The following is a 22,314-nucleotide window of genomic DNA, read 5'->3' on the forward strand; positions in this document are numbered from 1 at the left end:
GACTCCCTAAGCTTTGATTACGCATGGACAATCCATTCCGTTCTCTCAGTTGAGAACCTATATGCTCCCGTAGAAATCTGAGGTGCTCATAGTTATACGCCCATAACTGATTTGTCCCGCAGGGAGTAGTTAACCACAGCGTTAATCCAAAATAGGGATCTGACGGTACGGCTGAAGTAGTTTGAAAAACACTTGTTACTTTATTGAAGCCACAGTGAGAACAAGTAAGCCGTCTTGATCCGCAAGCTATCGGCGAAGCTACTACGATGGCTTGTTGTCGACAGGATGGACAAATTACATAGATTAACCTGGCAAATTCGTCCAGAAATGTGTCGTATCCGCTCTTACTTCTTGAAGTCATATTGTCTGGTTTAAAAGTAACAAAATCTGCTTCTTGTTATGTGTCTTGTTCTGAAAATAAGCCGAGGTTTTCCTGAACGGTTTTGGTTAGAGTTGAAAATATAAACATGCCTCTCAAACAGTTGTTAGTGAGTTCAATAAATAGAGGTAACCACCCAATTAATGAACAAACTAGTTAAGTGAACAGTAAACGAAAAATGTGCTTCTTGATTTGTTTCATAATAGGTTCCTATAGAAAAAATTTGGCATTTACCGTCTGTTAGTTTAGTTATTTGCCATATGTAGTTTATTTTCATACTGCCCTTAATTGATCACTTCTTCGCATACTGCTCCGGGATATAGCTTTTACCGGCGAATCGCTTGGGCAGGTAACTCCAGCTTACCTGTGAATCCCCCAAATGGGTCTGAATTCTACAGAATTTTTGGACTACGCACCCAATTCTATATTAATAAACCCTCTATTATTCTTTTATAAATCGGCCTGTGTTGCATTTAGAGCAGGGGTCAATTATTGTTCTTCCAAATATCATCTTCGGCACAAGGTTTGGCGCAAGATTATTGATTAAGGGAAATAGACAGAATGAATTAAAGGCTATTTATTTGTTCAACTTTCTACTAGTTAAAATCCTAATCTTTTCAAGATACATGGAAGCGATAACACTAGTTCCTGAAATAGCCGCTTAACGGCTACCCTGGCAGAAGGTCGCCGGTTGGCCATCAAAATGGCCCGATTATTAATCAATACGACGCAACCTAATGTACAGATCCGGGAAAAGTTTTGGGCTGTCTATGCCAATGATGCCATGATGTTACTGGCGGTTGGCCCTACCGTGGCTATTGAGTTTTCGACCATTGCGTCTGCTAATGACTACTGGCGCGATAATCGCTAATTAAGCGATTAATATCGATGCGATGGGGACGACCAAAGGACAATCAATCTTATTTTAACCAGCATAAACAATGGAAAAACGCTTAAAAATTGGCTATATCGAGCCCGAGTACTACAAAATGCTTTCGGCTCTTGATACCCAAATTGCGGGTTCCGGCCCTATGGTATCGCAACTGGATTTGCTCAAGATCCGGGCCTCCCAATTGAATGGATGCGCCTATTGCATTCAATCGCATACCAAAGACGCAAGGGCACATGGTGAAACAGAAAAGCGCATTTACGCCCTGGATGCCTGGGAAGAAAGCCCTTACTTTTCGGATGAGGAACGGGCATTGCTGGCGTTGACGGAAGAGGTAACGCTGATTCGGGAGAAACGGGTGTCTGACAAAACCTATCAGCGGGCCATCGCCTTGTTTGGCGAACAGCTAACGGCGAACCTCATCATGGCTATTATCAGCATCAACGCCTGGAATCGGATTGGTATTGCCACCCGCATGACGCCTGTCTGAATCAAAAAAACGCGGGTATCGCTCTGATACTTTCTTAGATAAAATCTTTAATTAGATTGCTGCTTATCAGGATTTTGTGATTGGTTAAACCAATAACCGCGTGAGACTACCGCAGGCATCGCCAGGAGTGTTCCGACTGATGTCTGTGGTAGTCTCGTATACCCCAGGCTAATCGATGTATCGCTCATAAGTAGGTTTATAGCCAGCCAGATAGGCTACCGGCGTAAGGAGGGCAAAAGCGAGCTTTTGCCATATAAAGGGCCAACCGGTTAGTCGGACTACATGCGAGAACGTATTGGCGGTTAAGGCAAACTGGAGCATTCGCGGGATACGCCGACGATTGATTGTCTCGACACTGGCTAATCCGGCTACTGTCTCCAGCAGGTGCTCTGTGTTGAGGGCCGGTCGAACCCGACAGTTTATCGCTGTTGGCTGAGTTGATCCATTCCACAATGCATGTGGTTTGTTCGCGTCAATGAACAACGACTCGCCTGCTTTCAACGGCCTTAACTGGCCATCAATCAGAACTGTAAGCTCGCCCGATAGTACATCCAGTTCCAGCGTTTGATGAGGGAGACAATAGCGTGCTGCCGGTTGCCGTTGCGGCTGAAATGTCGCAATCATTCCCAGAAATCGTCCGCCCGTGTTTTTAGCCGTGTGCAAGAACGTGATTACCTGACCCGTTTTGGCATTGCGTATTACTTTGTTCTGGTAGGCCATGTCCGTAAAGTTTAAATGTCTGATACCTGTTGGAAAACAAGGCACATGCCAGAACAGGCATCAAAACGTAGTCGAACCATCAGACAATTCGCTGACGTCCGCCGAAACGGAAGTTGGCTATGCATAGCGTCTGATCTTCCCTTTTAGGTGGATTGAATGCAGGCACTTTTCTGGAACATTTTATGCGTTGGCCTTGCATTTAAGCAAGTGAAAATCCGGCTAACTGAATTCCATCTAAAGGCTTCCTCCAATAGCGTCGTACTTCCTTACGGAATTGTTTAACTACTCCAGATATACTGGATTGAACAAACGGTCTTCACCCTATCCTGGCCTGCATGAGCTGATCAAAAAGGCCATTTCCGGCTATTCAAGAGTATTTTTGGTCGATCCAGGTTTTTGGCGGCCTTCGGCACAGGGTTTGGTATAGGGTTGCTGAACCATTACTAATCAACTATATGCAACCCTTTTCATTTACCCCGAACAAGCTAACTGGCGAACGCCGTGGCATTAAAATCAACCTTCTCAATGTGGCACTGCTGCTGATTGGCCTGGTGCCCGGTTCTAGAAACCGGGTCATAGCTCAGGATGGAAATGCCGGTGTCAAATCGACGACGAAAGCCACGCCCATTCAGGTCGTTGATATGTTTCACACAGCTTTTGGTAAACATGACGGGCGGGCCGTTCATGCCAAGGGCTTCATTCTGCAAGGTAGTTTTACACCCGCCCCCGAAGCCCGTACGCTGACGAAAGCGGCCCATTTGCAAAGCGGTTCGCTGCCGGTTCTCGTTCGATTCTCTGACTTTACGGGGATTCCCAATATTCCCGATACGGTAGGGGCCTCGCACCCAAGGGGGATGGCCATCAAGTTTCAAATGCCCGAGAATCAATCGACCGATATCATCTTCCATAGTTTCAACGGTTTCCCGGTATCCACAACAGACGAATTTAAAGTCATGCTGGAAGCCATTGGCGCAAATCGCGAAGGGAATCCAGCCCCACTCAACCAGTTTCTGGCGACACATCCCATCGCAAAGACGTTCCTGACAACGCAAAAACCGTTTACCCCCAGTTGGGGCACATTGGCCTACTTTGGCGTAAATTCATTTAAGTTCACCAACAAGGCTGGCCAATCGCAGTATGTTCGCTATCAGATCATACCCGAAGCCGGCGAAGAGTTCCTGACGGCTCAGCAGGTGGCCAGGTTAGGTCCCAATTACCTACAGGAAGAAATTAAGGAGCGGGTGGCCAGCAAACCGGTCGTGTTTAAGCTGTATGCGCAGATCGCCCAGAAAAGCGACAAGATCGAAGACCCTTCCATTGCCTGGCCCGATAGCCGGAAACGTGTTCTGCTCGGAACGGTCACAATCACCAAAGTAGACGCGAATACGGTGGCGGAGGATAAGACACTGTTTTTCAACCCCAATAATGTACCCGAAGGGATTAATATCGCCGATCCCATGCTGCTGGACCGTGCACGCGCCTATCCTATTTCGGTGGGTGGACGTCAGGGGGCATTTGAGGTGCATTGACGGTTATACCGGCTGATTTTAGTGTAGCCGCCCCATACGGTTAATTACATGATAAACTATCATCTGGCAGGGACAGTGTTGGCAACCGAAAATCGGCTTAACCGAGCAAAGGTCACCCCTGATAAACCCCAAAACGGCAGACTACTACTCCTCAGCTTCAGCTACCCGAATACACTAGTAACTCTCTTCCCAAAACACACAATACGTATGAAAACCTTATTTTTCTCTCTACTCCTAACCAGCACCATGCTGGCTGTGCTGACGGCCTGCACCGATGACAATAACCCGGCACCGACCAATACCTTTGTGCTCGTTCATGGTGCCTGGCAGGCTCCTTACGCCTGGCAATATGTCAAGAGCCAACTGGAACAAAAAGGCCAGCAGGTAGTCGTTGTGGAATTACCCGGCCACGGGTCCGACAAAACAACCCTGGCTACGTTAACGATGGATACTTATCGGGACAAAGTGATCTCCGCTATCAATAGTATACAGGGGAATGTGATTTTAGTTGGCCATAGTATGGGAGGGGTGGTGGTTACCGCAACCGCCGAGAAGATTCCGACCCGTATCAATAAACTGGTTTACATAGGTGCGTTCTTACCGGCCAACGGACAGTCGCTGCTGGCGTTGGCTTCGACAGACAGCACATCCCTGCTTGGCCCCGCCCTGGTGCCGTCGGCCGACAATCTGACGCTGGGGATCAAGTCGGAAAGCTTGATCCCAATTTTTATTCAGGATGGATCAGACGCAGTGAAAAAACTGGTTGTTGATAATTATCAGCCCGAGCCCGCGATTCCCTTTACCAATTCCATAACGCTTACGGCTGCTAATTTCGGGAAAATAGATAAGTACTACGTTCACACTGCCCTGGATCATGCCGTAGGGCTGCCCCTGCAAAAGCGAATGGTCGCAGCGGCAGGGATAAAGAAAACCTATATGCTCAACAGTAGCCACTGTCCATTCCTTTCAATGCCCGACCAAGTAACAACGGTACTCATGGACATCGGCGATGCTGCGAAGTGACTTTGGATTAGTACGTATAATAGTAACCGTTATTAATCGATTGACTGGTAATAACCTCTCTTAACACATTTCTACGAACATGGAAGCAAGCAAAAAACGACCGATTCTTTTTATTACGGGTGCGTTTGTCGGCAACAATTGCTGGGACGAATGGATCTCGTACTTCTGCGCGAAAGGATATTCCTGTAGCGCCCCGCCCTGGCCCCATAAGGATGCTTCGCCCGCCGAGCTCCGAAGCCGTCAGCCCGACCCGGATATAGCCTCCATCCGCCTGGCTCCATTGACCGATTACTACGCTGAAATTGCCAATCGCTTCAGGGAGAAACCCATCCTGATTGGCCATTCGATTGGCGGCCTGATGGTCCAGCTTTTACTGCAACGGGATCTGGGAACGGCGGGCGTAGCTATTCACCCTGTTGCTCCCCAGGGGCTCCTGACTTTTGAGTTATCCTTTTATAAATCCACCTGGCACCCATTGGGCTTGTTTACCGATTCGGATGAGAGTTATTTGATGTCGTTCGAGGATTGGCAGTACATTTTTACCAACGGAATGCCCTATGAGGCCCAGCGTGAAGCCTACGACAAATTTGTGGTACCGGAATCGAAGAAAGTATCGAGGGATGGCCTGACCGAAGCCGCTCACATTGATTTCGCCAACTACCATCCCCCGTTATTGATCACCTCCGGGAGCATCGACCACATCATTCCTTCTTCACTCAACCATGCCAATTACCTGAAGTACAAAGACAGCCGCTCCATCACCGACTACAAAGAATTTGACGGCCGTAATCACTTTGTACTGGGCCAGCCAACCTGGCGCGAAGATGCTGAATACATCCTGAACTGGCTGGAAAGCACCACTGTTTAAAGTGTGCCTTGATTACCTCTCATCGTTTATCTTCTCTGCCGAAAACAGCAAAATTAGTTGTACCCCATCGTTCTGATCAACTTGAAGAGTGCCCTGCAACTGTTTGCTCAATCCCCGTATCAAGCTTAAGCCCAGTGTTTGACTTTGGTTCGGGTTGACATCGGCAGGTAAGCCGATGCCATTATCCCTGATCGTAAGCCGATAGGTTTTGCGATCAGGTTTTATTAGTTCAATGACGATACAACCGGTCTGTTCAGACGGAAAGGCGTGCTTTAATGAGTTGGTTACCGCTTCGTTAATGAGAAGGCCAAGCGGCACGGCCAGCGTTATGTCTAACCCGACAGGTGCCACGGAAATCTGCCTCCCGACCGTATCCTGTCGGTCAAAACTTGTAATCAGGTAGTCAACAATTTCTTCTATATACTCCGATAGGTCAACGTTAGCCAATTTGTCGGACTGATACATCTTTTGATGAATCAGCGCCATCGCGTGTACGCGATTCTGACTTTCGCGTATGGCTGACTGGGCCATCGGGTCGGTTAAAAACACGCTTTGAGAATGGAGCAAACTGCTGATAATCTGAAGGTTATTTTTAACACGGTGATGGATCTCTTTGAGCATCCATTCTTTCTCCTCCAAAAGCTGATCTTTTTCAGTAAGGGCTTGCTGGAGAGAATCGTTTTTCGTGTTGATTTCCAGCTGCTGAGCCTGTAAGAGCTGATGACTGCGTTGTTTGAGCCGGTACCGGTTGTAGCTCACGCCGAGCATACCCGCCAGTAGAATAGCCCCGGCAATGACGCCATAGCGGGTCGTTTGCGACCGTCTCAATTCGCTTTGATGATGCTGCTCTTTTTCAGTCAGTAGCTGTATTTGCTGCTCCTTTTTTTGAGTCTCATACTGAATTTCCAGTTCGTTAATCTGTTTGCTTTTGCCTGCATTAAATATGGAGTCATTTAACGCCTTGTACTGCTGAAACTGAGCAATAGCAGCAACATAACGACCGGCAGCAGAATCTACTTTGAACTGCATTAAATGGACTTCCATGATGATATTGGCGGGCACTTGACCCTGCGGAGCCGACAGCAGTTTCTGGAGAAAGGGATTGGCTTTGGTAAACTGGTTCGTTGCTACATAAAATCGTCCAATGCCCATGTAGGCAACGAGTGCTTCCCAGGCTAATATTTGGTTACTCCAGGCAATGCTCTTCAAATAATAGGTTTCGGCCAGCTTGTATTGCTTAAGCGCGGCATAGCACTCCCCTAAGCTTTCAGCCATCACCATGTTCTCGTAAGCACTAACCTGACCGTTTTTTCGTTCAACATCAGTCAAAAACAAAAACGCTTCGTCCGCTCTTCCCTGTTTAATTAAGGCTCTGGCCAACTTCTTAGCCAACCCAACGTCTACGTTAGTCTGCCCTTTTTGCTTACTGATAGCCAGTGACTTTCTATACGCTTCGACACTTTTACCGATCTGACCTAATTCAAAATACACATTTCCCAGCCTGAAGTATGCATAATCCAGTTCACCGGTATTCCCAGTACCTTCTACGGCTTTAATCATCTTGAGCGCATACGCCAATGCACTATTGAAATCGCCCCGATAGAACCCAGTGTTTGAGAGCGAAAAGTACGTTTTATAAATGTTTTTATCGCCGGTGGCTTTTTGGATCGTCAGGGTACGCAGGTACTCCTGTTCAGCCTCACTGAACTTACCCTGTATGCTGTAAATAATGCCCATAGCCGACCGTAAGACAGCTTCCTGTTGTCGGTCGCCGAGTTGGTTTACCATGGCCAGCGCATGACCATACGTGGTTAAAATTTCAGGGAAATTTTCGTCTTTCTGTACAAAACCCGCGCCCATCCTGAACCACGCTTTACTTTCCTGAGATTTATTACCTGCCTGCTGGTAGGCTTTAATAACCTGATTGAAATAAGCTTTTCCTTGTGCCAGTTCGTTCTTTCTGAAATAGTAGGTACCTAGCTGATACAGACTTTCGTCTATCCATTTTCGCTCATCAAGCTGATTACTCAGCGTTAATGCCTGCTGAAAAAGCAGGAGGGTGCTGTCCTGATTCGCTTTGGTTTTGGTAGAAAGCTCAAGCTTATACTTACCCAGTTCCAGCAATAGTTTTACCCGTGTAGTATCGTTCTGGCTGGCTCTCAGTTGATTTCGCACACTGTCGAGTTGTGGAGCAGAAAACTGAGCCTGAACCTGTAGGGTAAACAGGTACCAGATACTCAGACTAATTAACTGCTTCCTGTTTATCATTGGCGAATCAAGTTCATTAGTGCGATAAACGTACGTTAATGAGTGAAAAATAGCGTACATGATAAAACCGCTATTCCTTACCGACCATTTCGTTGACTATTTTTTCTTCGGTAAACGTCAGGCTTATCTGCACTCCGTCGTTCTGATTGATTTGCAGACGACCACCCAGTTGCTTACTCAATCCCCGGATCAGGCTCATGCCTAACGTCTGACTACGATTTGGATGTATGGCAACGGACTGACCAACACCATTATCGCTGACCGTAAGCTGGTAGGTTTGGCTGTCCAGCATGAGAAGGTCAACCCGGATAAGGCCCGACTGATTGGATGGAAAGGCGTGTTTTAGAGAATTGGTGACGATTTCGTTGATAATCAGACCCAGCGGAACCGCCAGCGTTACATCCAGATCAACGGGAGCCAGTGAAATCACCTTACGAACGGTACCTTCCCGGTCAAACGATTGGATCAGATAATCAACGATCTCCGTCACATAATCGGCCATGGAAATAACCGTCAGCCGTTCCGACTGGTAAAGCTTCTGATGGATCAGGGCCATGGCATGGACCCGGTTCTGGCTTTCCCGAATGGCTGACTGGGCCGCTTCGTCTTTCAGAAAGACGCCCTGGGAATGGAGCAGGCTGGTGATGATCTGAAGGTTATTTTTGACCCGGTGGTGGATTTCCTTGAGCATCCATTCTTTCTCGGTCAGCAGTTGTTGTTGTTCGGTCAGCAGGGTTTCCAGCGTCTGGTTTTTTCGGTTTATCTCATGTTGTTTGATTTCTAGCAGCTGATTGCTGCGTCGTTTGAGCCGGTATCGGTTATAACTCAAAGCCAGCAAACAAAGCAACAGAATCGAGCAAATCAGGATCGTATTTCGAATGGTTCGGGCCTGGTTTAATTCGGTTGCCTGAAGGCTGCTTTCTTTTCTGAGCAGGCTGATGTTATGTTTGTTTTCTTTTGTCTCATACTGAATTTCCAGCTGGGCAATCTGCTTTGCCTTGGTTTCGTTGAAAAGCGAATCGTTCAGCGCTTTATGAAGCCGGAAGTGCCGAATGGCAGATAAATAATTTCCCTGGGTAGAATCAACCTTAAAGAGCATGTAGTGGATGTCTTTCACCGTCGACAAGGCGTGCTTCTGGGGAATAAAAGCCAGCGCTTTTTTCAGAAACAGTCCCGCCTGTTTAATGTCCTGCTGCTCCAGATAAAACTGACCGACTTCAGCCTGAACTTTCTGCGACATCTCTGTATTCTGGTGTGATTTTTCGTACCAGTCAATCGCTTCCAGATAATAGCGCTCGGCTAGGGCAGACTGATGCAGGGATTGGTAGCTATTAGCCAGACTTTGTGCGATACAGCCTTTTTGTACTTTGTTGATCGGCGGAATTTCCCGGACGAGTGAAGTCAACAGGTTGATGGCTTTCTGCGGTTGATGGTGGGCAGTCATATCCCGGGCAATAATGCTGGCAACGTTGTACATGGGTAGGTCGGCCTGTTTTTCCTGCCGCCATTTCTGGAGTGCTTTCTTATACCAGTTGATGGCCTGTTCCTGCTTTCCCAACTCCCAGTAGATCTGGGCCACATCACCATAAAATGTGGCCGCGAGCAGGGTGTCCTGCGTCCGGTTCATGCTCTCCAGACACTGAAACGAATAGCCTAGGGCTTTACCATAATTGCCTTTTAATCGGTTGATGTAGGAGAGCCAGCTGTAGGTATAATGGAGTTTGGGGTAGCCAATCGCTTGGTAGCGATTCAACACATTGATGAACTCGCTATTGCCCAAATTCAGTTTTCCCTGATTGGCATGAAACGCAGCAATTTCACGAAGGATCAAAATTTCGGACTCGTAATTCCCTAGTGCGTGATAAAGCGAAGCCGCCTGTGCATAGCAAGCTTCCACCACTGGCAAATTTTTTGTCGTAAATACGGAGCAAGCACCAAATCTGGCCAGTGCATCGGCTTGTCCACCTTGGTCATTTGTGCGTTTACAGTCGTTGATGAGTTCATTAAAAAGTAGTTTCCCCGTCGTGGTGTCCCTTAATTCCATGTGGGCAACCACCAGCATTGTCTCGGCTGCGTGGCGTTTGGCAGGCAAATGAAGGGCTGTACTTAATGCTTTCGCCTGATTCAAATACACTCTGGCGCTGTCTAAATCCACTTTTACTTCGCCGTATTTCAGCACGTGAAATTTTCCCAGCTCAATCAGCGCATTGATGCGGCTAGTGTCGTTCGGATTACCGGCCAACTGCTTCAAATACTGATTCACCATTTGCCGGTTTATATTCTGCCCCTGACTCAGCAGGTTTGTTAAAAGCAGGTAAATCAACAGCCCGGAGCACGGGACAAAGCGTTTAAAAAGAAGCCAACGCATAGGTCTGTCAGAGAAGACAACCTCAGGTAGCCCTATTGATGATTGTCGGTGATCAGACGTAGCGATTCGCTTCATGAATAAATGACTATGCGCAATAGCCCTTTTCGTATTCTTATGCAATTTCAACCCTATTTGCCAGAATACCAGCAAACTAAGCGGCTGATTATAGTGCGGTTATCTGCTCTTTACCGACAGTTTCTTCCGAAAACTCAAGCCGTACGTCAATCCCGTTATCGTCACCCTGACGTATTTGCAGGCTTCCTCCAATCTGCTTGCTCAATCCATGCATCAGACTCATGCCCAGGGTCTGGCTCATCTGCGGGTTGAAGTCGGCGGGAAGGCCCGTACCGTCATCGCTGATAACCAACAGGTAGTGATTTGCCTGTGCCGTCAGCTCGACGCAGATAATACCCGGCTTACCATCCTCGAAGGCATATTTTAAGGAATTGGTCACCGCTTCATTTAAAATCAACCCCAGCGGTACCGCCAGTGTAACGTCCAGTTCCAGCGGCATGACGTTGATCCGTTTACGAATGGTACCTTCCCGGTCGAAAGACTTGATCAGATAATCGACGATCTCGGCCACGTAACCCGCCATCGGGATAGCCGCCAGCCGTTCCGACTGGTAAAGCTTCTGATGGATTAGGGCCATGGCATGGACCCGGTTCTGGCTTTCCCGAATGGCTGACTGGGCCGCTTCGTCTTTCAGAAAGACGCCCTGGGAATGGAGCAGGCTGGTGATGATCTGAAGGTTATTTTTGACCCGGTGGTGGATTTCCTTGAGCATCCATTCTTTCTCGGTCAGCAGTTGTTGTTGTTCGGTCAGCAGGGTTTCCAGCGTCTGGTTTTTTCGGTTTATCTCATGTTGTTTGATTTCTAGCAGCTGATTGCTGCGTCGTTTGAGCCGGTATCGGTTATAACTCAAAGCCAGCAAACAAAGCAACAGAATCGACCCGCCCAGAATGCCATTACGAACAATTCGAGCCTGTTTCAGTTCGCCCTCCTGTAGGGTTTTCTGTTTCTCCAGAAGCACGATATTTTGCCGATTCTTCTGGGTTTCATACTGGACTTCCAACTGATCGAACTGATGGTTTTTCGTTTCGTTAAAGATCGAATCATTCAATGCTTTATGAACTCGAAAATGAGAAATGGCCGATCTGTAATCTCCCGTAGCCGAGTCGATTTTGAACAAAATGTAATGAATATCTTTCAGCAGGGAAAGAGAATTTTTCTTTGTTGAATCAACCAGTAAAGGCCTTACATAAAAATTGGCTCTTTTAAACTGGTTACGTTCCAGGTAAAATCGACCAACCTCCATTTGGGCCTTGCGCGACATTTCAAAATCATGGTTGGCCTCCATGTAGTACATCATAGCCTCCAGGTAGTACTTTTCGGCTAGTTTATCATTCTTCAGCGCATCATAACTATAGGCGAAACTCTGGGCGACCGACCCCTTCTGGATGAAATTTATCGTTGGAATCTGGGTGGCCAGATCGTTGATCAGCTTGAGCGCTTCCTGTGGTTTATGCTGGCTAATTAAATCCCGAACAATGATGTTGGCCGCATTGTACATCCCGAAATTTGGCAGCCCTTCCTGCTGCCATTTAGCCAGCGTCTTTCTATACCATTCGTTGCTCTGCCGGTACCGCCCCAGCTCAAAATACATCTGGGCCAGGTTACCGTAAAAACTGGCCGCCGATACCGTATCGCCCGTCCGGTTCATGCTCTCGATGCATTGCAGGGAGTAAAAAAGGCTTTTGTTGAAGTCACCTTTCAGTCGGCTAATGGTCGACAGCCAGTTGTAGGTGTAATGAAGTTTTGGATAGCCAATCGCTTGGTAGCGCTTCAGGATTGTCTGAAACTCCTTTTCAGCCAGGTCCAGTTGCCCCAGATTTGTGTGCAGCCCCGCAATTTCGTGCCGGATCAGCAACTCCTGTTTCTGGTTATGTAGTGACTGGTAGATGGCGATGGCCTGGTTATAATTGTCGAAGATTTCAGGATACTTCTTGGTCGTAAACGAAATACAATAGCCCAGACGAAAGCGGGCGTTGGCTTCGGAGGCCCGATCGCCCGTTCGTCGGCAGTCGGCGATTAACTGGTCAAACAGCGCATAGGCCTCCTGGCGGTTGGCTCCCTCTAAATAATTCGCCACTCGTACGGCATCAATTTCGTGCTGCCAGGTCAGCAGGTGCAATGAATCGCTCAGGTGCTTTGCTTGGGTCAAATAGGCCAGGCTTCTCGTCAGATCGGCGGGAACATTACCCGGTTTAAAAAGCTGGTACTTGCCCAGTTCGAACAGGATTCTCACCCGGCCAGTATCGGCCTTGCTTTTGGCTAACTGAACCAGAAGCTGGTTCGCCATCTGCCGGTTTATGTTTTGTCCGTGGGCGGGTTGATGACTCGTGAACAAACCAATAAACAGGCAGACAATTACCCAGGCATATCTGGAAGTCCAAAGAAGGATTGGTGACAGGGTTGATCGTGCCGGGCCAATCGGTCTTACTCGTGACTGAACAAACGGAAAAAAGGGTACTGACTCCATCATGATTTAGTAAGCTACAATACGTTCGGAATGTCAGCGGATGCCTGGATTGCCGACGTCTTTAAACGCTTCCTATCCACCCTACAAAAATGGCACCGGGTTTGGATGCCTTCTTTCACGTCAAACGGCCTTTATAAGTTGTACTCCAGCGACGGCTAACTCTAAAGAAGTTGGAGTTATGGGGTGGATGTGTCCATTATTTTGGAGATTTTTTGCGTTGTCATTGGTCTATCAGCCAGGCATTTATAAAGAGAATGGCGATCTGAGCTTCACGATGGCCATTCTCTACTTCCTGCGACCGATGGCCATTACGTGGCACAGGAGTTGACTTGCTTAAAGAAGAAATCGTTTTGTCGTTTCCCCGAACCCAATCTTCATGAACCTACTCGTTACCTGCTTCCGCTGGCTTGTTGGCCCGCCCATGACGACCCTTATTGAGGGATTCCACGTTCGTTTGCTCGACGACTGGATTAAGACCCCAGATCCTGCTTTTATTCACCCCCACTGTACCTGGAAACTGGCTGATGGGCATGTCTGCGCAGGCACTCACCTTGGGCAAGATGTTTTCGAAAACTACCGGCGTCAGTTTAAGCGCAGCTACCCAGAATGGCACGAAGTTGTTAGTGAAGTCATTGGCTCCCCCATTGGCGGTATTGTGATTGGCAACTACCAGTTTCGACGCGAGAAAAATGGATTTTGGTACAGCGCACCCTTTACCCATGTCTACCGGATTCAAAAAGGGCAGATCGTTAGTGGTTATTACTACATGGGGGAGGTTAGAAGGCACCTGAGCCGGGTTGAACCTACGACCTATTTTTTCGCTTACGGGGGCTTTCCTTCGCTTAACTGACACATAGCCTTCATCACAGAAACTCCACTGGTTGATCCACTTTTTCTTTTTTGGTTTATGAATTCAACAGCAAACAATTTCCTTGCCGACATGGGTGGTCCGGTACCTACCGTCGAGTTGACTGAATTTGGTGACTTCACTGGCAGACAGTGCCGGCAGAGCCGGACCTTACTCAATTCGGTATTAAGCACGTTCGATGGCCGGGTGCGGTATACCTACCGCTATTTTCCCAACGACCAGTGCGAAGCATCCGGAATGGCAGCGCTGGCAGCAGAAGCCGCCCGCCGACAAGAGCAGTTCTGGCCTATGTATCAGGCGTTGTTTACCCTGCCGACCATCTCTCGAACAACACTTTCTGTGCTTGCCATTAAGCTGGGGTTGCAATACCATCAGTTTTTAACCGATTTGGATGATAAAGCCCTGCATCATCGAATAGAAGCAGACCGACAGGAAGGACTCCGACTCGGCGTACTGACCACACCTGCGTTGTTCGTTGACGGACACCGATTCTATGGAAAGATGACATTGTCCCGTCTGGCACCACTCATCCAATATCACTTAAGTCGCCATACTCAGCCCGTGCTCAGCAAAGTGGATGTTGCCAGGGGTATGATCTATTGGGGACGGGGTGAATAAACAGGCGCGATTTTATTACGGGTAAACATGATGTCCACCTTACTATTATCAGTCAGGGTCAGCCGAGGGGATACTGGGATCTATGTGAACGGTTTTGCGAATGCCCAGTTTATCCATCCGGTATTCCAGTGTTGTTGGTTTCAGGTTGAGTAATTCAGCCGCGCCATGGCTGCCCCGGATGCGGCCATTGGTACGTTTGAGCACAGCCAGAATGTAGTCCCGTTCGGTTTGCAGCTGAATTTGCTTTATATCGTTCAGGTCTTTAGGAAGGCCACTTGCAGCCTGGTCAGTATCACGAGTTGTGTTCTCCGGTGAAAGGATAGGTCTGCTGATCTTGAAGAGATTGCTTACTAAAGGGCGGCCCAATTCAAGGGAAGTCTGCCCGTCATTGAGAATTACTGCCTGCTCCATGACGTTTTCCAGTTCCCGGATGTTACCCGGCCAGGCGTAGTTGACCAGTTCGTCCAGTACCTGAGGGTTAATACCCCGAAATGGTTTTCCCATCTTCCGGGCTGATTTCTGAGCGAAGAAGTGAGCCAGTAAAGGAATGTCCCCTGCTCGTTCGCGCAGGGCTGGTAATGTAATGGGGAAGGTTGCGAGCCGGAAATAAAGATCCATGCGGAAGCGCCCTTCGGCCACTTCTTTTTCCAGACTACGGTTCGTAGCGGCAATAATACGTACATCGGTTTTTATGGGGGTTTTCCCGCCGATTCGTTCGATCTCTTTTTCCTGCAATACCCGTAACAGCTTGGCCTGCAACTCCAGCGGCAACTCCCCGATCTCATCCAGGAAAATGGTACCCTCCTGAGCCAGTTCAAACTTACCGATCCGTTTCTCAAAAGCCCCCGTGAAAGCCCCTTTCTCGTGGCCGAACAGCTCCGACTCGATGAGTGAGGCAGGCAGTGCCGCACAGTTTATTTTGACCAGAATCTTGCTACTTCGGGGAGAGAGGTTATGAATAGCTCTGGCAATCAACTCTTTGCCGGTCCCGCTTTCCCCTAGAATCAACACCGTTGTATCAGTATAGGCAACCTGATTAACCTGCTCGAATACCCGCAGTATAGACTGGCTACGGCCGATGATCTCTTCGAAATTGGCGGTTGTTTTTACCTCTTCCTGAAGATAATTCTTTTCGCGCTGGAGCTGTTCACTAAGCCGGGCCACCTCTTCAAAAGCCAGTACGCGCTCCAGCATCAGGACAATTGGCTGCTCTAACCGTTCCAACAGGGTCAGGTGCGACGACCGATAGACATCGGGTTTGCGGCTCAGAAAAAGGAGCGCAAACGAATCATTGCTGTTCATGCATAACGGCATGACCAGCCCAGACTGGAGCCGAAACGACTTGGCCAGAACCTGCCCATAACGATGGGTTTGACAAAAATCGTCGAAGCTCTCTTCATTGAAGCGGTCAGGTTCGTCAAAGCGCATTCCCGCCTGCATTGCCAGCAGTTGTTCAGCCGGAATGCCCGTCATCGGATGCAGATCCTTTAGGGTCAGGGATTTATATTCATCAAATCCGATCTGGTAAAAATTATAACTCTGATTAACTCCGTTCTTCTGGTACTGAATGGTCAGAAAGTCGAACGGTACATAGGGTTGCAGTAGTCGGGCTGCGTTCAGAAGTTTCTGTTCCCAGCTTTCCGAGGTAGACAAGGCATCGGTGAGGCCAATTTGCAGGGCTTTTTCCTCCCGTAGTCTCATCTCCACGCTGTGCGCGTGACGGTACCGACTGATTTCCAGCGTTGTCAGTATATCTTTTTCCCGGAAGGGCTTCACGATATAGCCGCTGGGCTGCGTCGCTTTTACCTGCTCCAGTACACTTTTGTTGTCATTGGCCGAGATATAGATGAATGGAATGCCTTTGTCTTCCAACTGTTTGGCTAAGTCGATACCGGTTTCTTTCCCTTTCAAGTAAATGTCGAGCAACACCATATCGGGCCTATGCTGCCCAATAAGTGTCAGGGCTTCGGCCACAGAATCGGCAACTCCCAGAACGGGATACCCGGCAACGCGCAGAATTAACCCCAGGTCATTGGCGATAATGTATTCATCTTCCACGATCAGTATCTGACAGGTGGACGTCGAGGAAAGCGGTAGATTAAGGTGTTGCTGCATGGCCTGGGAACATTCAGGAAGGGTTGAATTCGAATTGCCTGTATAGTGCCTTACAAGAATTGAGCCCATAGTTGGGCAAAACGTAAAGTTAATACGTTACTCGCCAGGTAGTTCATGTGTGTTATCTAACCATCCTGAGCCCAGTAAGTATAGCTGAGAAAATTATTTTTCTGACCAGAAATTTAATTTACCTAGGTGACTAGGTCGGCGCACAATTCAGTATCCTACTTAAGAAAACTACAGACAAGCTGTGGAAAAATCCAGATTTTCTGGAGTTCTCCAGTTTACTTTATTACAGTCATCCAGCATCGCCGAAATAGGGGATAGAGACAGCCATTGATGCAGAGAAACCTGTCTTGGTCACGCAGGATCACGGCCGCCATAGGGCCTATGGCAAACTTCAGAAAAATTGGAGTAGTTTACTAAAAGTCCGAATTATTTGGATGCTTATACATTTGACAAATTACTTTCTATGGTTAAAAATACCCCTTAACCGCCTGGTAATGCCTATTTTTAGAATTACTGATCGAAAATAAATACTGGCATTAAAGCAGATAGAGAAGCTGTGGAACTGGACTTTCAACGGATTTTATCCAGCTCTTTGCATACCAAAACTGTGTATTCATGGCTACTGTATTCATAACTGGTGCTTCTGGTGGGTTGGGCCAGGTCGTCACCCAAACCCTGCTGAACGAAGGACATCTCGTTATTGCTACGCGACAGTACAACGACAATCCACAAACCCTTATTCATGGCTTCTCAGATCTGCTCTACACTTATGAAACAGATCTGTCTGAAGAAGTCCAGGTGCATACGTTGATACAACAGGTTATTCATAATCATGGGCCCATCGATGCCGCTATACTATTGGCCGGTGGGTATACGGGTGGTTCGCTGGCTGAAACAAGCGGAGATATACTGGAGCGTATGCTGACGCTGAATTTTAAAACGGCTTACTATGTAGTTCAACCCCTGTTTGACCACATGAGTCGCCAGCCCACAGGAGGGCGGTTCGTACTGATCGGTGCCCGGCAAGCCCTAAACGCCGAATTCGGTCGGCAAGCGGTGGCCTATACCTTATCCAAATCGCTGCTGTTGGACTTGTCGAGCCTGATCAATGCGTCGGGCAAGGAACACGCAATTGTCTCTACGGTGATTGCCCCCAGTGTTATTAATACCGAGGCAAACCGTCGGGCGATGCCGGATGCCGATTTTACAGCATGGGTTGATCCCCAAATACTGGCAGACACCATTGATTTTGTGCTGTTTCAAGCGGGCCGCGCTCTTCGGGAACCCGTACTTGAGGTGTACAATCGAGCCTGATCGCGGGCTGGTAACCAATTTATTAGAAAACTACTATACTGATGGAAGTCAACATTCCCGATTCCGGTTTACCCCGCGTTGTCATCGTTGGCAGTGGGTTTGGCGGCATACAGCTGGCGAAATCCTTGAAAGGAAAATCGCTTGAAGTCGTATTGCTCGACAAGAGTAATTACCACACCTTCCTGCCATTACTTTATCAGGTGGCAACGGCCGGCCTGGAACCAGACGCCATTGCCGAACCCGTTCGTGAAATCTTCAACGGGCAACCCCATTTCCATTTTCGAATGACGGAGGTCCTTCAGATTGATCCGCATCTAAATAAACTGACTACCTCCCTCGGCATCCTGCGCTATGATTACCTCGTGCTGGCCTGCGGTTCACAGGCCAATTTTTATCGGAATGATGAGTTATTACGCCATGCCCTCCCTATGAAGACGGTACGAAATGCCCTGGCCTTACGGAGTCGCCTGCTGGAAAACTGCGAACGAGCCCTGGAGTTATCCGATAAGCAACAACAACTCGAACAAGTAAACATCGTCATTGCCGGGGGTGGCCCAACGGGCGTAGAACTGGCCGGGGCCATTGCCGAACTGCGCGATGTTATACTTGCCAAAGATTACCCCGAACTGCCTCTGAAGCACATGAAAATTCACCTGGTCGAGACCAATAACCGATTATTAAAAAGCATGAGTGAAGATTCCTCCCGGAAAGCCCGTCAGTTCATGAATCGGATGGGCGTAACCGTCCATCTAAACGTTCTGGTTCAATCCTACGATGGAGCTGTCGTTACCTTTAATAATGGCGACACCCATGCCGCCCGGACGTTGTTTTGGACGGCCGGGGTAGAAGGCGTGATTATTCCGGGTTTATCGCCCGCCAGCATTGGCAAAGGAAATCGGTATAGTGTTAACGCGTGTAATCAGGTAGCGGGCTATGAGAATGTATTTGCCATTGGCGATAATGCCCTTCAGGCACTTCCTGATTATCCACAGGGACTTCCGGGGTTAGCGCCCCCAGCCATCCAACAAGGGCAGTGGCTGGCGAAGAACCTAGTTGCCCTAAGTCTACAACAGCCGCTTCAACCGTTTCACTACACAAATAAAGGAGTGATGGCGGTTATTGGCCGAAATCGGGCGGTCGTTGAACTACCGTTCTGGCATACGCAGGGTTTTATGGCCTGGTTACTCTGGATGGGCGTGCATCTACTGTTGCTGGTTGGGTTCCGAAACAAAGCCTCCACAGTGCTAAACTGGGCGGTTAATTACTTCAGCTACAGCCGGGCTTCGCGGTTAATTACCCGATTTCAGAATGCGCCCGTTGAGGCCGTGACCAGCGTTTCGGGAGCCTCGGTACCACTTTAATTCCCGTTGGTTTATCCCATCTCCAAAAAACAGCCTTACTCAGTGGGTGGGATTATAACCTACCCACTGAGTAAGAAAAAAATTCTACTGTGGCCAATGAGTGGTCCAAACGGATTGACTCTATGACCAGTTGTTTCTTAACGTGATAGTGAATTTCTATTCATATTTTCTTGTCCAGACAGTCAGTAAACTACGGACCAGCTCCGTTAAATCTGCTAACTGATGCGGTTTAGTGATGAAAGCGTTAGCGCCCGCCAGATAGCATTTCTGACGATCTTGTTCGGAATCAGACGTTGAGCAAATTACGACTGGAATCGTTCGATAAAAGGGATGATGCCGCAATTGCTCTACCAACTCCGCCCCATTTATTCCAGGCATATTTAAATCCGTTAGAATAAATACCGGAAGAGGCATTATCTGCAAACAGTCAATAGCCTCTCTACTATCCTTTGCAAACATTGGATTGACCTGAGGACATACTTGATGAAAAGCATGGCACATTAACCAGCGATCATCTTCATCGTCGTCAACGATCAGTACGGAAGTACTCGGCGAAACGAGTTTCATAAAGTAACGGAAACAGATCGTGAAACTGAAAAGGCTAGTTCCTATTTAGTAACGCTTATTTTGTGGCTGATACCGCCCTTTCATCCACCTCTAGCCGACGCGTCATGAATAACAAGGCAACGCTTAAAGCAATAAAAAACAAACACACAACTTGCGTAGAATCAGCGCCGATGGGCTGTAGCAAAAGCATAAAGGCGATTCCACCACAAATCAGTACGTTTAAGAAGTGAATAAATGTACCTGAACCATCCCGGCTTTCACTAGGTGTTTGCAGACCAATAAATATAAACATGGCTTCTACGGCCTGAATCAGCGCCACTAGAATACCCCAGGCGCCGACTACCAACACAATGCCTTGATCGGGCTGGTGAAGGTAAAAAAGCAGGGCTAGGCCAGCACCAATATCCATTAGGCCCGCAACCAAAAACCAGTTTGTGGCTGTCCTTGCTATTTTGCAAACCTGCCGAAAACGCATTGCCAGGAAGCCAGCTATACTCAGTAGCGCACTCAATGAAATAAGTACGAAGGACTGAGCGCCTACTGCGAAAACCATCAGTATGCCAATACCGGCGAAAAGTCCCGAGCGCAGGTAGAGCAGCCACCAGGATCGCCCTGTTGAAGGAAGGGTTAAAAAAGCCATACTAAGTTAGTTTTCGAGTAGATGTACTCCGCCGTACGTCTATCATTGTATATGACTTACAGGCGATTTACATGCCACTTTCCCGTTCCGGCCATTCGTTTAGTGAATAGGCCCAAATTGTACTTGTAGCGCATAATTTCAATCCATTCACACCCACACGCGTGCAGGTATAGCTCCAAACAATCTGGATTTCCTGTCAAATACTCCAGAAAATTCGAGAATTGGATGTAGAGCTAAGGTAGGCAAGCATCAGTCCGAAGCCTTTTGCTTCCCTTGGCTTTATTCTCTATAGGTATCTGTGCTTTTCTGCAGTTTGGACTTGATCAGGTAGGGCAACTTTATTACTGAAAAATGCCTGTAGCCTAAACAGCCTTTTATTATTAACCGTGAATTGTAGAAGAAAGACTAAGAACTCGACTTGAAACTGGTGTTCAGAATAACTGCGAGTGTACTTATAACTATTACTATATTGGCCTATTGGGGAGTGGTCGTCGTATTCGAGCGATTATAATTTATAGTTTTACTATTTGTACCCAGTCCCCCGAACCAAATCGGACGTTTAAATGAACGATGGTCGGGTAGGAGGGAAGTGACTGAAAACGGCCCTTTTTGCGTTCAAAAAACCCGTTCAGTTTAGTAGTTCAGGGTTTTAACTCACTTCACGCTTTTTCTGAGCGAATTTTGTCACAATAACAGTATTAGCAGTATTAAGTAAGATGTGAGTTGACTATCATTACGCAATTGGGCTAATTCGTTTCAAACTGTCTCTTCGAATCTCGGACAGCCACAAAATCGCTGAAAGGTCATACTATATTGCATATGCCATTAGTATACGGACACTCCAGCGCTCCAATCTAGTTGTTTGCAGAAAATCCTCGCTTCAACTTGTTTTTGATAATAACAAACACCACGAAATAAAACCTGCTGAATTGTTCAGACACTGTCTGAATAATCTTAGGATCGATGTATGGGCGAACTACTTCAATGGCATCAGTCAAATTGGCCACACTAAACTCTCAGCCTAAATCGGCAATTGATTGCAACCTAATATTAATAATTGGTAGGATATTGGACTGATTATGAGATAAATATAGATCAATTATAGAGGTATTAGAGGTATTTGTTTTGTTGTATAAGCATTCTTATGTTAAGGGAATATTCCGAGATAAACTACCCCATACCAGTACTGAGAACAGACCCGATTGTACGTTGGAAAGGGAGGTCAAAAGGCTACTATTATGTTAATGGAATTTCTGTAGATTGAACTCCTAAACTACGAGTAAAATAACGTCGGGACAGGATTAACTATAGAAATAGATGTCTACAGAAGACTTTGTAAAAGGGTTTTTTCAACTCAAGCAGGAGCTACTTGCTAGCTATTTTAAGCCCCAGGCTGATAAGACTATGGTGGCAGACTTGATTCAGCAAATGAGTCTAACCCCAGATAATTCAGAAGCTTTGTACAAAGTGTTAGATGCAACTATTACTGACACCCTGTATACAGTTCTCCTAGGTTTAGAGGGTGAAGCATCCATCGGAAACCGTCAGGAAGTATATAAGCTTTATAATGAGGAAGGTAAGGAGCTGACAGGTACTGGTAAGATTGAAAGTTATGCTTACAAATACTTTCATAACTCAAAGGGTTAACATAGTACGTTTGAAGCGCAGTTCAAATTAGGTCACTTTTCACTACTTTGACTGCTGATGAAGAGCCACCAGTGTGAGCAAGTCTGAAGTTAACATGGG

General features: G+C 47.4%; 17 protein-coding genes. 10 read left to right on the forward strand and 7 right to left on the reverse strand.

Annotation, left to right across the window (positions count from 1 at the left end):
- The first annotated feature begins 1,082 nt into the window (after window positions 1-1,082).
- A complete protein-coding gene (locus tag ACYVC2_RS00540; RefSeq protein WP_461100305.1) occupies window positions 1,083-1,250 on the forward strand; it encodes a hexameric tyrosine-coordinated heme protein in 168 nt (55 codons plus the stop codon).
- A gap of 70 nt (window positions 1,251-1,320) precedes the next feature.
- Window positions 1,321-1,758, forward strand: coding sequence for a carboxymuconolactone decarboxylase family protein (locus tag ACYVC2_RS00545; RefSeq protein WP_461100306.1), 438 nt, complete (start codon window positions 1,321-1,323; stop codon window positions 1,756-1,758).
- 168 nt (window positions 1,759-1,926) lie between these two features.
- On the opposite strand, the gene ACYVC2_RS00550 is transcribed toward ACYVC2_RS00545, so the two are convergent.
- Window positions 1,927-2,478 (reverse strand): cupin domain-containing protein, encoded by a 552-nt coding sequence (locus ACYVC2_RS00550; protein WP_461100307.1) that lies wholly within the window; start codon window positions 2,476-2,478, stop codon window positions 1,927-1,929.
- Between the two features lie 455 nt (window positions 2,479-2,933).
- On the opposite strand from ACYVC2_RS00550, the gene ACYVC2_RS00555 reads away from it, so the two are divergent.
- From ACYVC2_RS00555 to ACYVC2_RS00565, 3 genes are all read left to right on the forward strand, one after another.
- Entirely contained in the window at window positions 2,934-4,007 is a 1,074-nt protein-coding gene (locus ACYVC2_RS00555) for a catalase family peroxidase (protein ID WP_461100308.1), read from the forward strand.
- 207 nt (window positions 4,008-4,214) lie between these two features.
- Window positions 4,215-5,030: an alpha/beta fold hydrolase gene (locus tag ACYVC2_RS00560; protein WP_461100309.1), complete on the forward strand. Its 816-nt coding sequence runs from the start codon at window positions 4,215-4,217 to the stop codon at window positions 5,028-5,030.
- A 79-nt stretch (window positions 5,031-5,109) separates the two neighbouring features.
- Window positions 5,110-5,898, forward strand: a complete 789-nt coding sequence (locus tag ACYVC2_RS00565; protein ID WP_461100310.1) for an alpha/beta hydrolase — start codon at window positions 5,110-5,112, stop codon at window positions 5,896-5,898.
- Between the two features lie 12 nt (window positions 5,899-5,910).
- On the opposite strand, the gene ACYVC2_RS00570 is transcribed toward ACYVC2_RS00565, so the two are convergent.
- From ACYVC2_RS00570 to ACYVC2_RS00580, 3 genes are all read right to left on the reverse strand, one after another.
- Window positions 5,911-7,758: a tetratricopeptide repeat-containing sensor histidine kinase gene (locus ACYVC2_RS00570; protein ID WP_461100311.1), complete on the reverse strand. Its 1,848-nt coding sequence runs from the start codon at window positions 7,756-7,758 to the stop codon at window positions 5,911-5,913.
- A gap of 478 nt (window positions 7,759-8,236) precedes the next feature.
- On the reverse strand, window positions 8,237-10,534 hold the full coding sequence (locus ACYVC2_RS00575) for a tetratricopeptide repeat-containing sensor histidine kinase (protein ID WP_461100312.1): 2,298 nt from the start codon (window positions 10,532-10,534) through the stop codon (window positions 8,237-8,239).
- 163 nt (window positions 10,535-10,697) lie between these two features.
- Window positions 10,698-12,896: a tetratricopeptide repeat-containing sensor histidine kinase gene (locus tag ACYVC2_RS00580; protein WP_461100313.1), complete on the reverse strand. Its 2,199-nt coding sequence runs from the start codon at window positions 12,894-12,896 to the stop codon at window positions 10,698-10,700.
- A 556-nt stretch (window positions 12,897-13,452) separates the two neighbouring features.
- Between ACYVC2_RS00580 and ACYVC2_RS00585 the strand changes: the two genes are divergently transcribed.
- Window positions 13,453-13,926 carry a nuclear transport factor 2 family protein gene (locus ACYVC2_RS00585; RefSeq protein WP_461100314.1) on the forward strand — a complete coding sequence of 158 codons (474 nt, stop codon included), beginning with the start codon at window positions 13,453-13,455 and terminating at the stop codon, window positions 13,924-13,926.
- A gap of 90 nt (window positions 13,927-14,016) precedes the next feature.
- Window positions 14,017-14,562, forward strand: a complete 546-nt coding sequence (locus ACYVC2_RS00590) for a DsbA family protein (RefSeq protein ID WP_461100315.1) — start codon at window positions 14,017-14,019, stop codon at window positions 14,560-14,562.
- A gap of 48 nt (window positions 14,563-14,610) precedes the next feature.
- Here the strand turns inward: ACYVC2_RS00590 and ACYVC2_RS00595 are convergent, their stop codons facing one another.
- Window positions 14,611-16,677 carry a sigma 54-interacting transcriptional regulator gene (locus ACYVC2_RS00595; RefSeq protein ID WP_461100316.1) on the reverse strand — a complete coding sequence of 689 codons (2,067 nt, stop codon included), beginning with the start codon at window positions 16,675-16,677 and terminating at the stop codon, window positions 14,611-14,613.
- 624 nt (window positions 16,678-17,301) lie between these two features.
- Here ACYVC2_RS00595 and ACYVC2_RS00600 point away from each other — a divergent pair.
- Window positions 17,302-18,000, forward strand: coding sequence for an SDR family NAD(P)-dependent oxidoreductase (locus ACYVC2_RS00600; protein ID WP_461100317.1), 699 nt, complete (start codon window positions 17,302-17,304; stop codon window positions 17,998-18,000).
- A 41-nt stretch (window positions 18,001-18,041) separates the two neighbouring features.
- Complete coding sequence (locus ACYVC2_RS00605; RefSeq protein ID WP_461100318.1) at window positions 18,042-19,361, forward strand: NAD(P)/FAD-dependent oxidoreductase; 1,320 nt, start codon at window positions 18,042-18,044, stop codon at window positions 19,359-19,361.
- A 156-nt stretch (window positions 19,362-19,517) separates the two neighbouring features.
- On the opposite strand, the gene ACYVC2_RS00610 is transcribed toward ACYVC2_RS00605, so the two are convergent.
- A complete protein-coding gene (locus tag ACYVC2_RS00610; protein ID WP_461100319.1) occupies window positions 19,518-19,928 on the reverse strand; it encodes a response regulator in 411 nt (136 codons plus the stop codon).
- 55 nt (window positions 19,929-19,983) lie between these two features.
- Window positions 19,984-20,568, reverse strand: coding sequence for a hypothetical protein (locus ACYVC2_RS00615; protein WP_461100320.1), 585 nt, complete (start codon window positions 20,566-20,568; stop codon window positions 19,984-19,986).
- Window positions 20,569-21,885: 1,317 nt separating this feature from the next.
- Here ACYVC2_RS00615 and ACYVC2_RS00620 point away from each other — a divergent pair.
- A complete protein-coding gene (locus tag ACYVC2_RS00620; protein WP_461100321.1) occupies window positions 21,886-22,215 on the forward strand; it encodes a hypothetical protein in 330 nt (109 codons plus the stop codon).
- Window positions 22,216-22,314 lie beyond the last annotated feature (99 nt).

The organism is Spirosoma koreense, from assembly GCF_054777875.1.

Bases quoted from the DNA above. Each gene is read 5' to 3' on its own strand.
- ACYVC2_RS00540 (WP_461100305.1), top strand. From the start codon at position 1,083: ATGGCCCGATTATTAATCAATACGACGCAACCTAATGTACAGATCCGG.
- ACYVC2_RS00545 (WP_461100306.1), top strand. From the start codon at position 1,321: ATGGAAAAACGCTTAAAAATTGGCTATATCGAGCCCGAGTACTACAAA.
- ACYVC2_RS00550 (WP_461100307.1), bottom strand. From the start codon at position 2,478: ATGGCCTACCAGAACAAAGTAATACGCAATGCCAAAACGGGTCAGGTA.
- ACYVC2_RS00555 (WP_461100308.1), top strand. From the start codon at position 2,934: ATGCAACCCTTTTCATTTACCCCGAACAAGCTAACTGGCGAACGCCGT.
- ACYVC2_RS00560 (WP_461100309.1), top strand. From the start codon at position 4,215: ATGAAAACCTTATTTTTCTCTCTACTCCTAACCAGCACCATGCTGGCT.
- ACYVC2_RS00565 (WP_461100310.1), top strand. From the start codon at position 5,110: ATGGAAGCAAGCAAAAAACGACCGATTCTTTTTATTACGGGTGCGTTT.
- ACYVC2_RS00570 (WP_461100311.1), bottom strand. From the start codon at position 7,758: ATGGGCGCGGGTTTTGTACAGAAAGACGAAAATTTCCCTGAAATTTTA.
- ACYVC2_RS00575 (WP_461100312.1), bottom strand. From the start codon at position 10,534: ATGCGTTGGCTTCTTTTTAAACGCTTTGTCCCGTGCTCCGGGCTGTTG.
- ACYVC2_RS00580 (WP_461100313.1), bottom strand. From the start codon at position 12,896: ATGGCGAACCAGCTTCTGGTTCAGTTAGCCAAAAGCAAGGCCGATACT.
- ACYVC2_RS00585 (WP_461100314.1), top strand. From the start codon at position 13,453: ATGAACCTACTCGTTACCTGCTTCCGCTGGCTTGTTGGCCCGCCCATG.
- ACYVC2_RS00590 (WP_461100315.1), top strand. From the start codon at position 14,017: ATGGGTGGTCCGGTACCTACCGTCGAGTTGACTGAATTTGGTGACTTC.
- ACYVC2_RS00595 (WP_461100316.1), bottom strand. From the start codon at position 16,677: ATGCAGCAACACCTTAATCTACCGCTTTCCTCGACGTCCACCTGTCAG.
- ACYVC2_RS00600 (WP_461100317.1), top strand. From the start codon at position 17,302: ATGGCTACTGTATTCATAACTGGTGCTTCTGGTGGGTTGGGCCAGGTC.
- ACYVC2_RS00605 (WP_461100318.1), top strand. From the start codon at position 18,042: ATGGAAGTCAACATTCCCGATTCCGGTTTACCCCGCGTTGTCATCGTT.
- ACYVC2_RS00610 (WP_461100319.1), bottom strand. From the start codon at position 19,928: ATGAAACTCGTTTCGCCGAGTACTTCCGTACTGATCGTTGACGACGAT.
- ACYVC2_RS00615 (WP_461100320.1), bottom strand. From the start codon at position 20,568: ATGGCTTTTTTAACCCTTCCTTCAACAGGGCGATCCTGGTGGCTGCTC.
- ACYVC2_RS00620 (WP_461100321.1), top strand. From the start codon at position 21,886: ATGTCTACAGAAGACTTTGTAAAAGGGTTTTTTCAACTCAAGCAGGAG.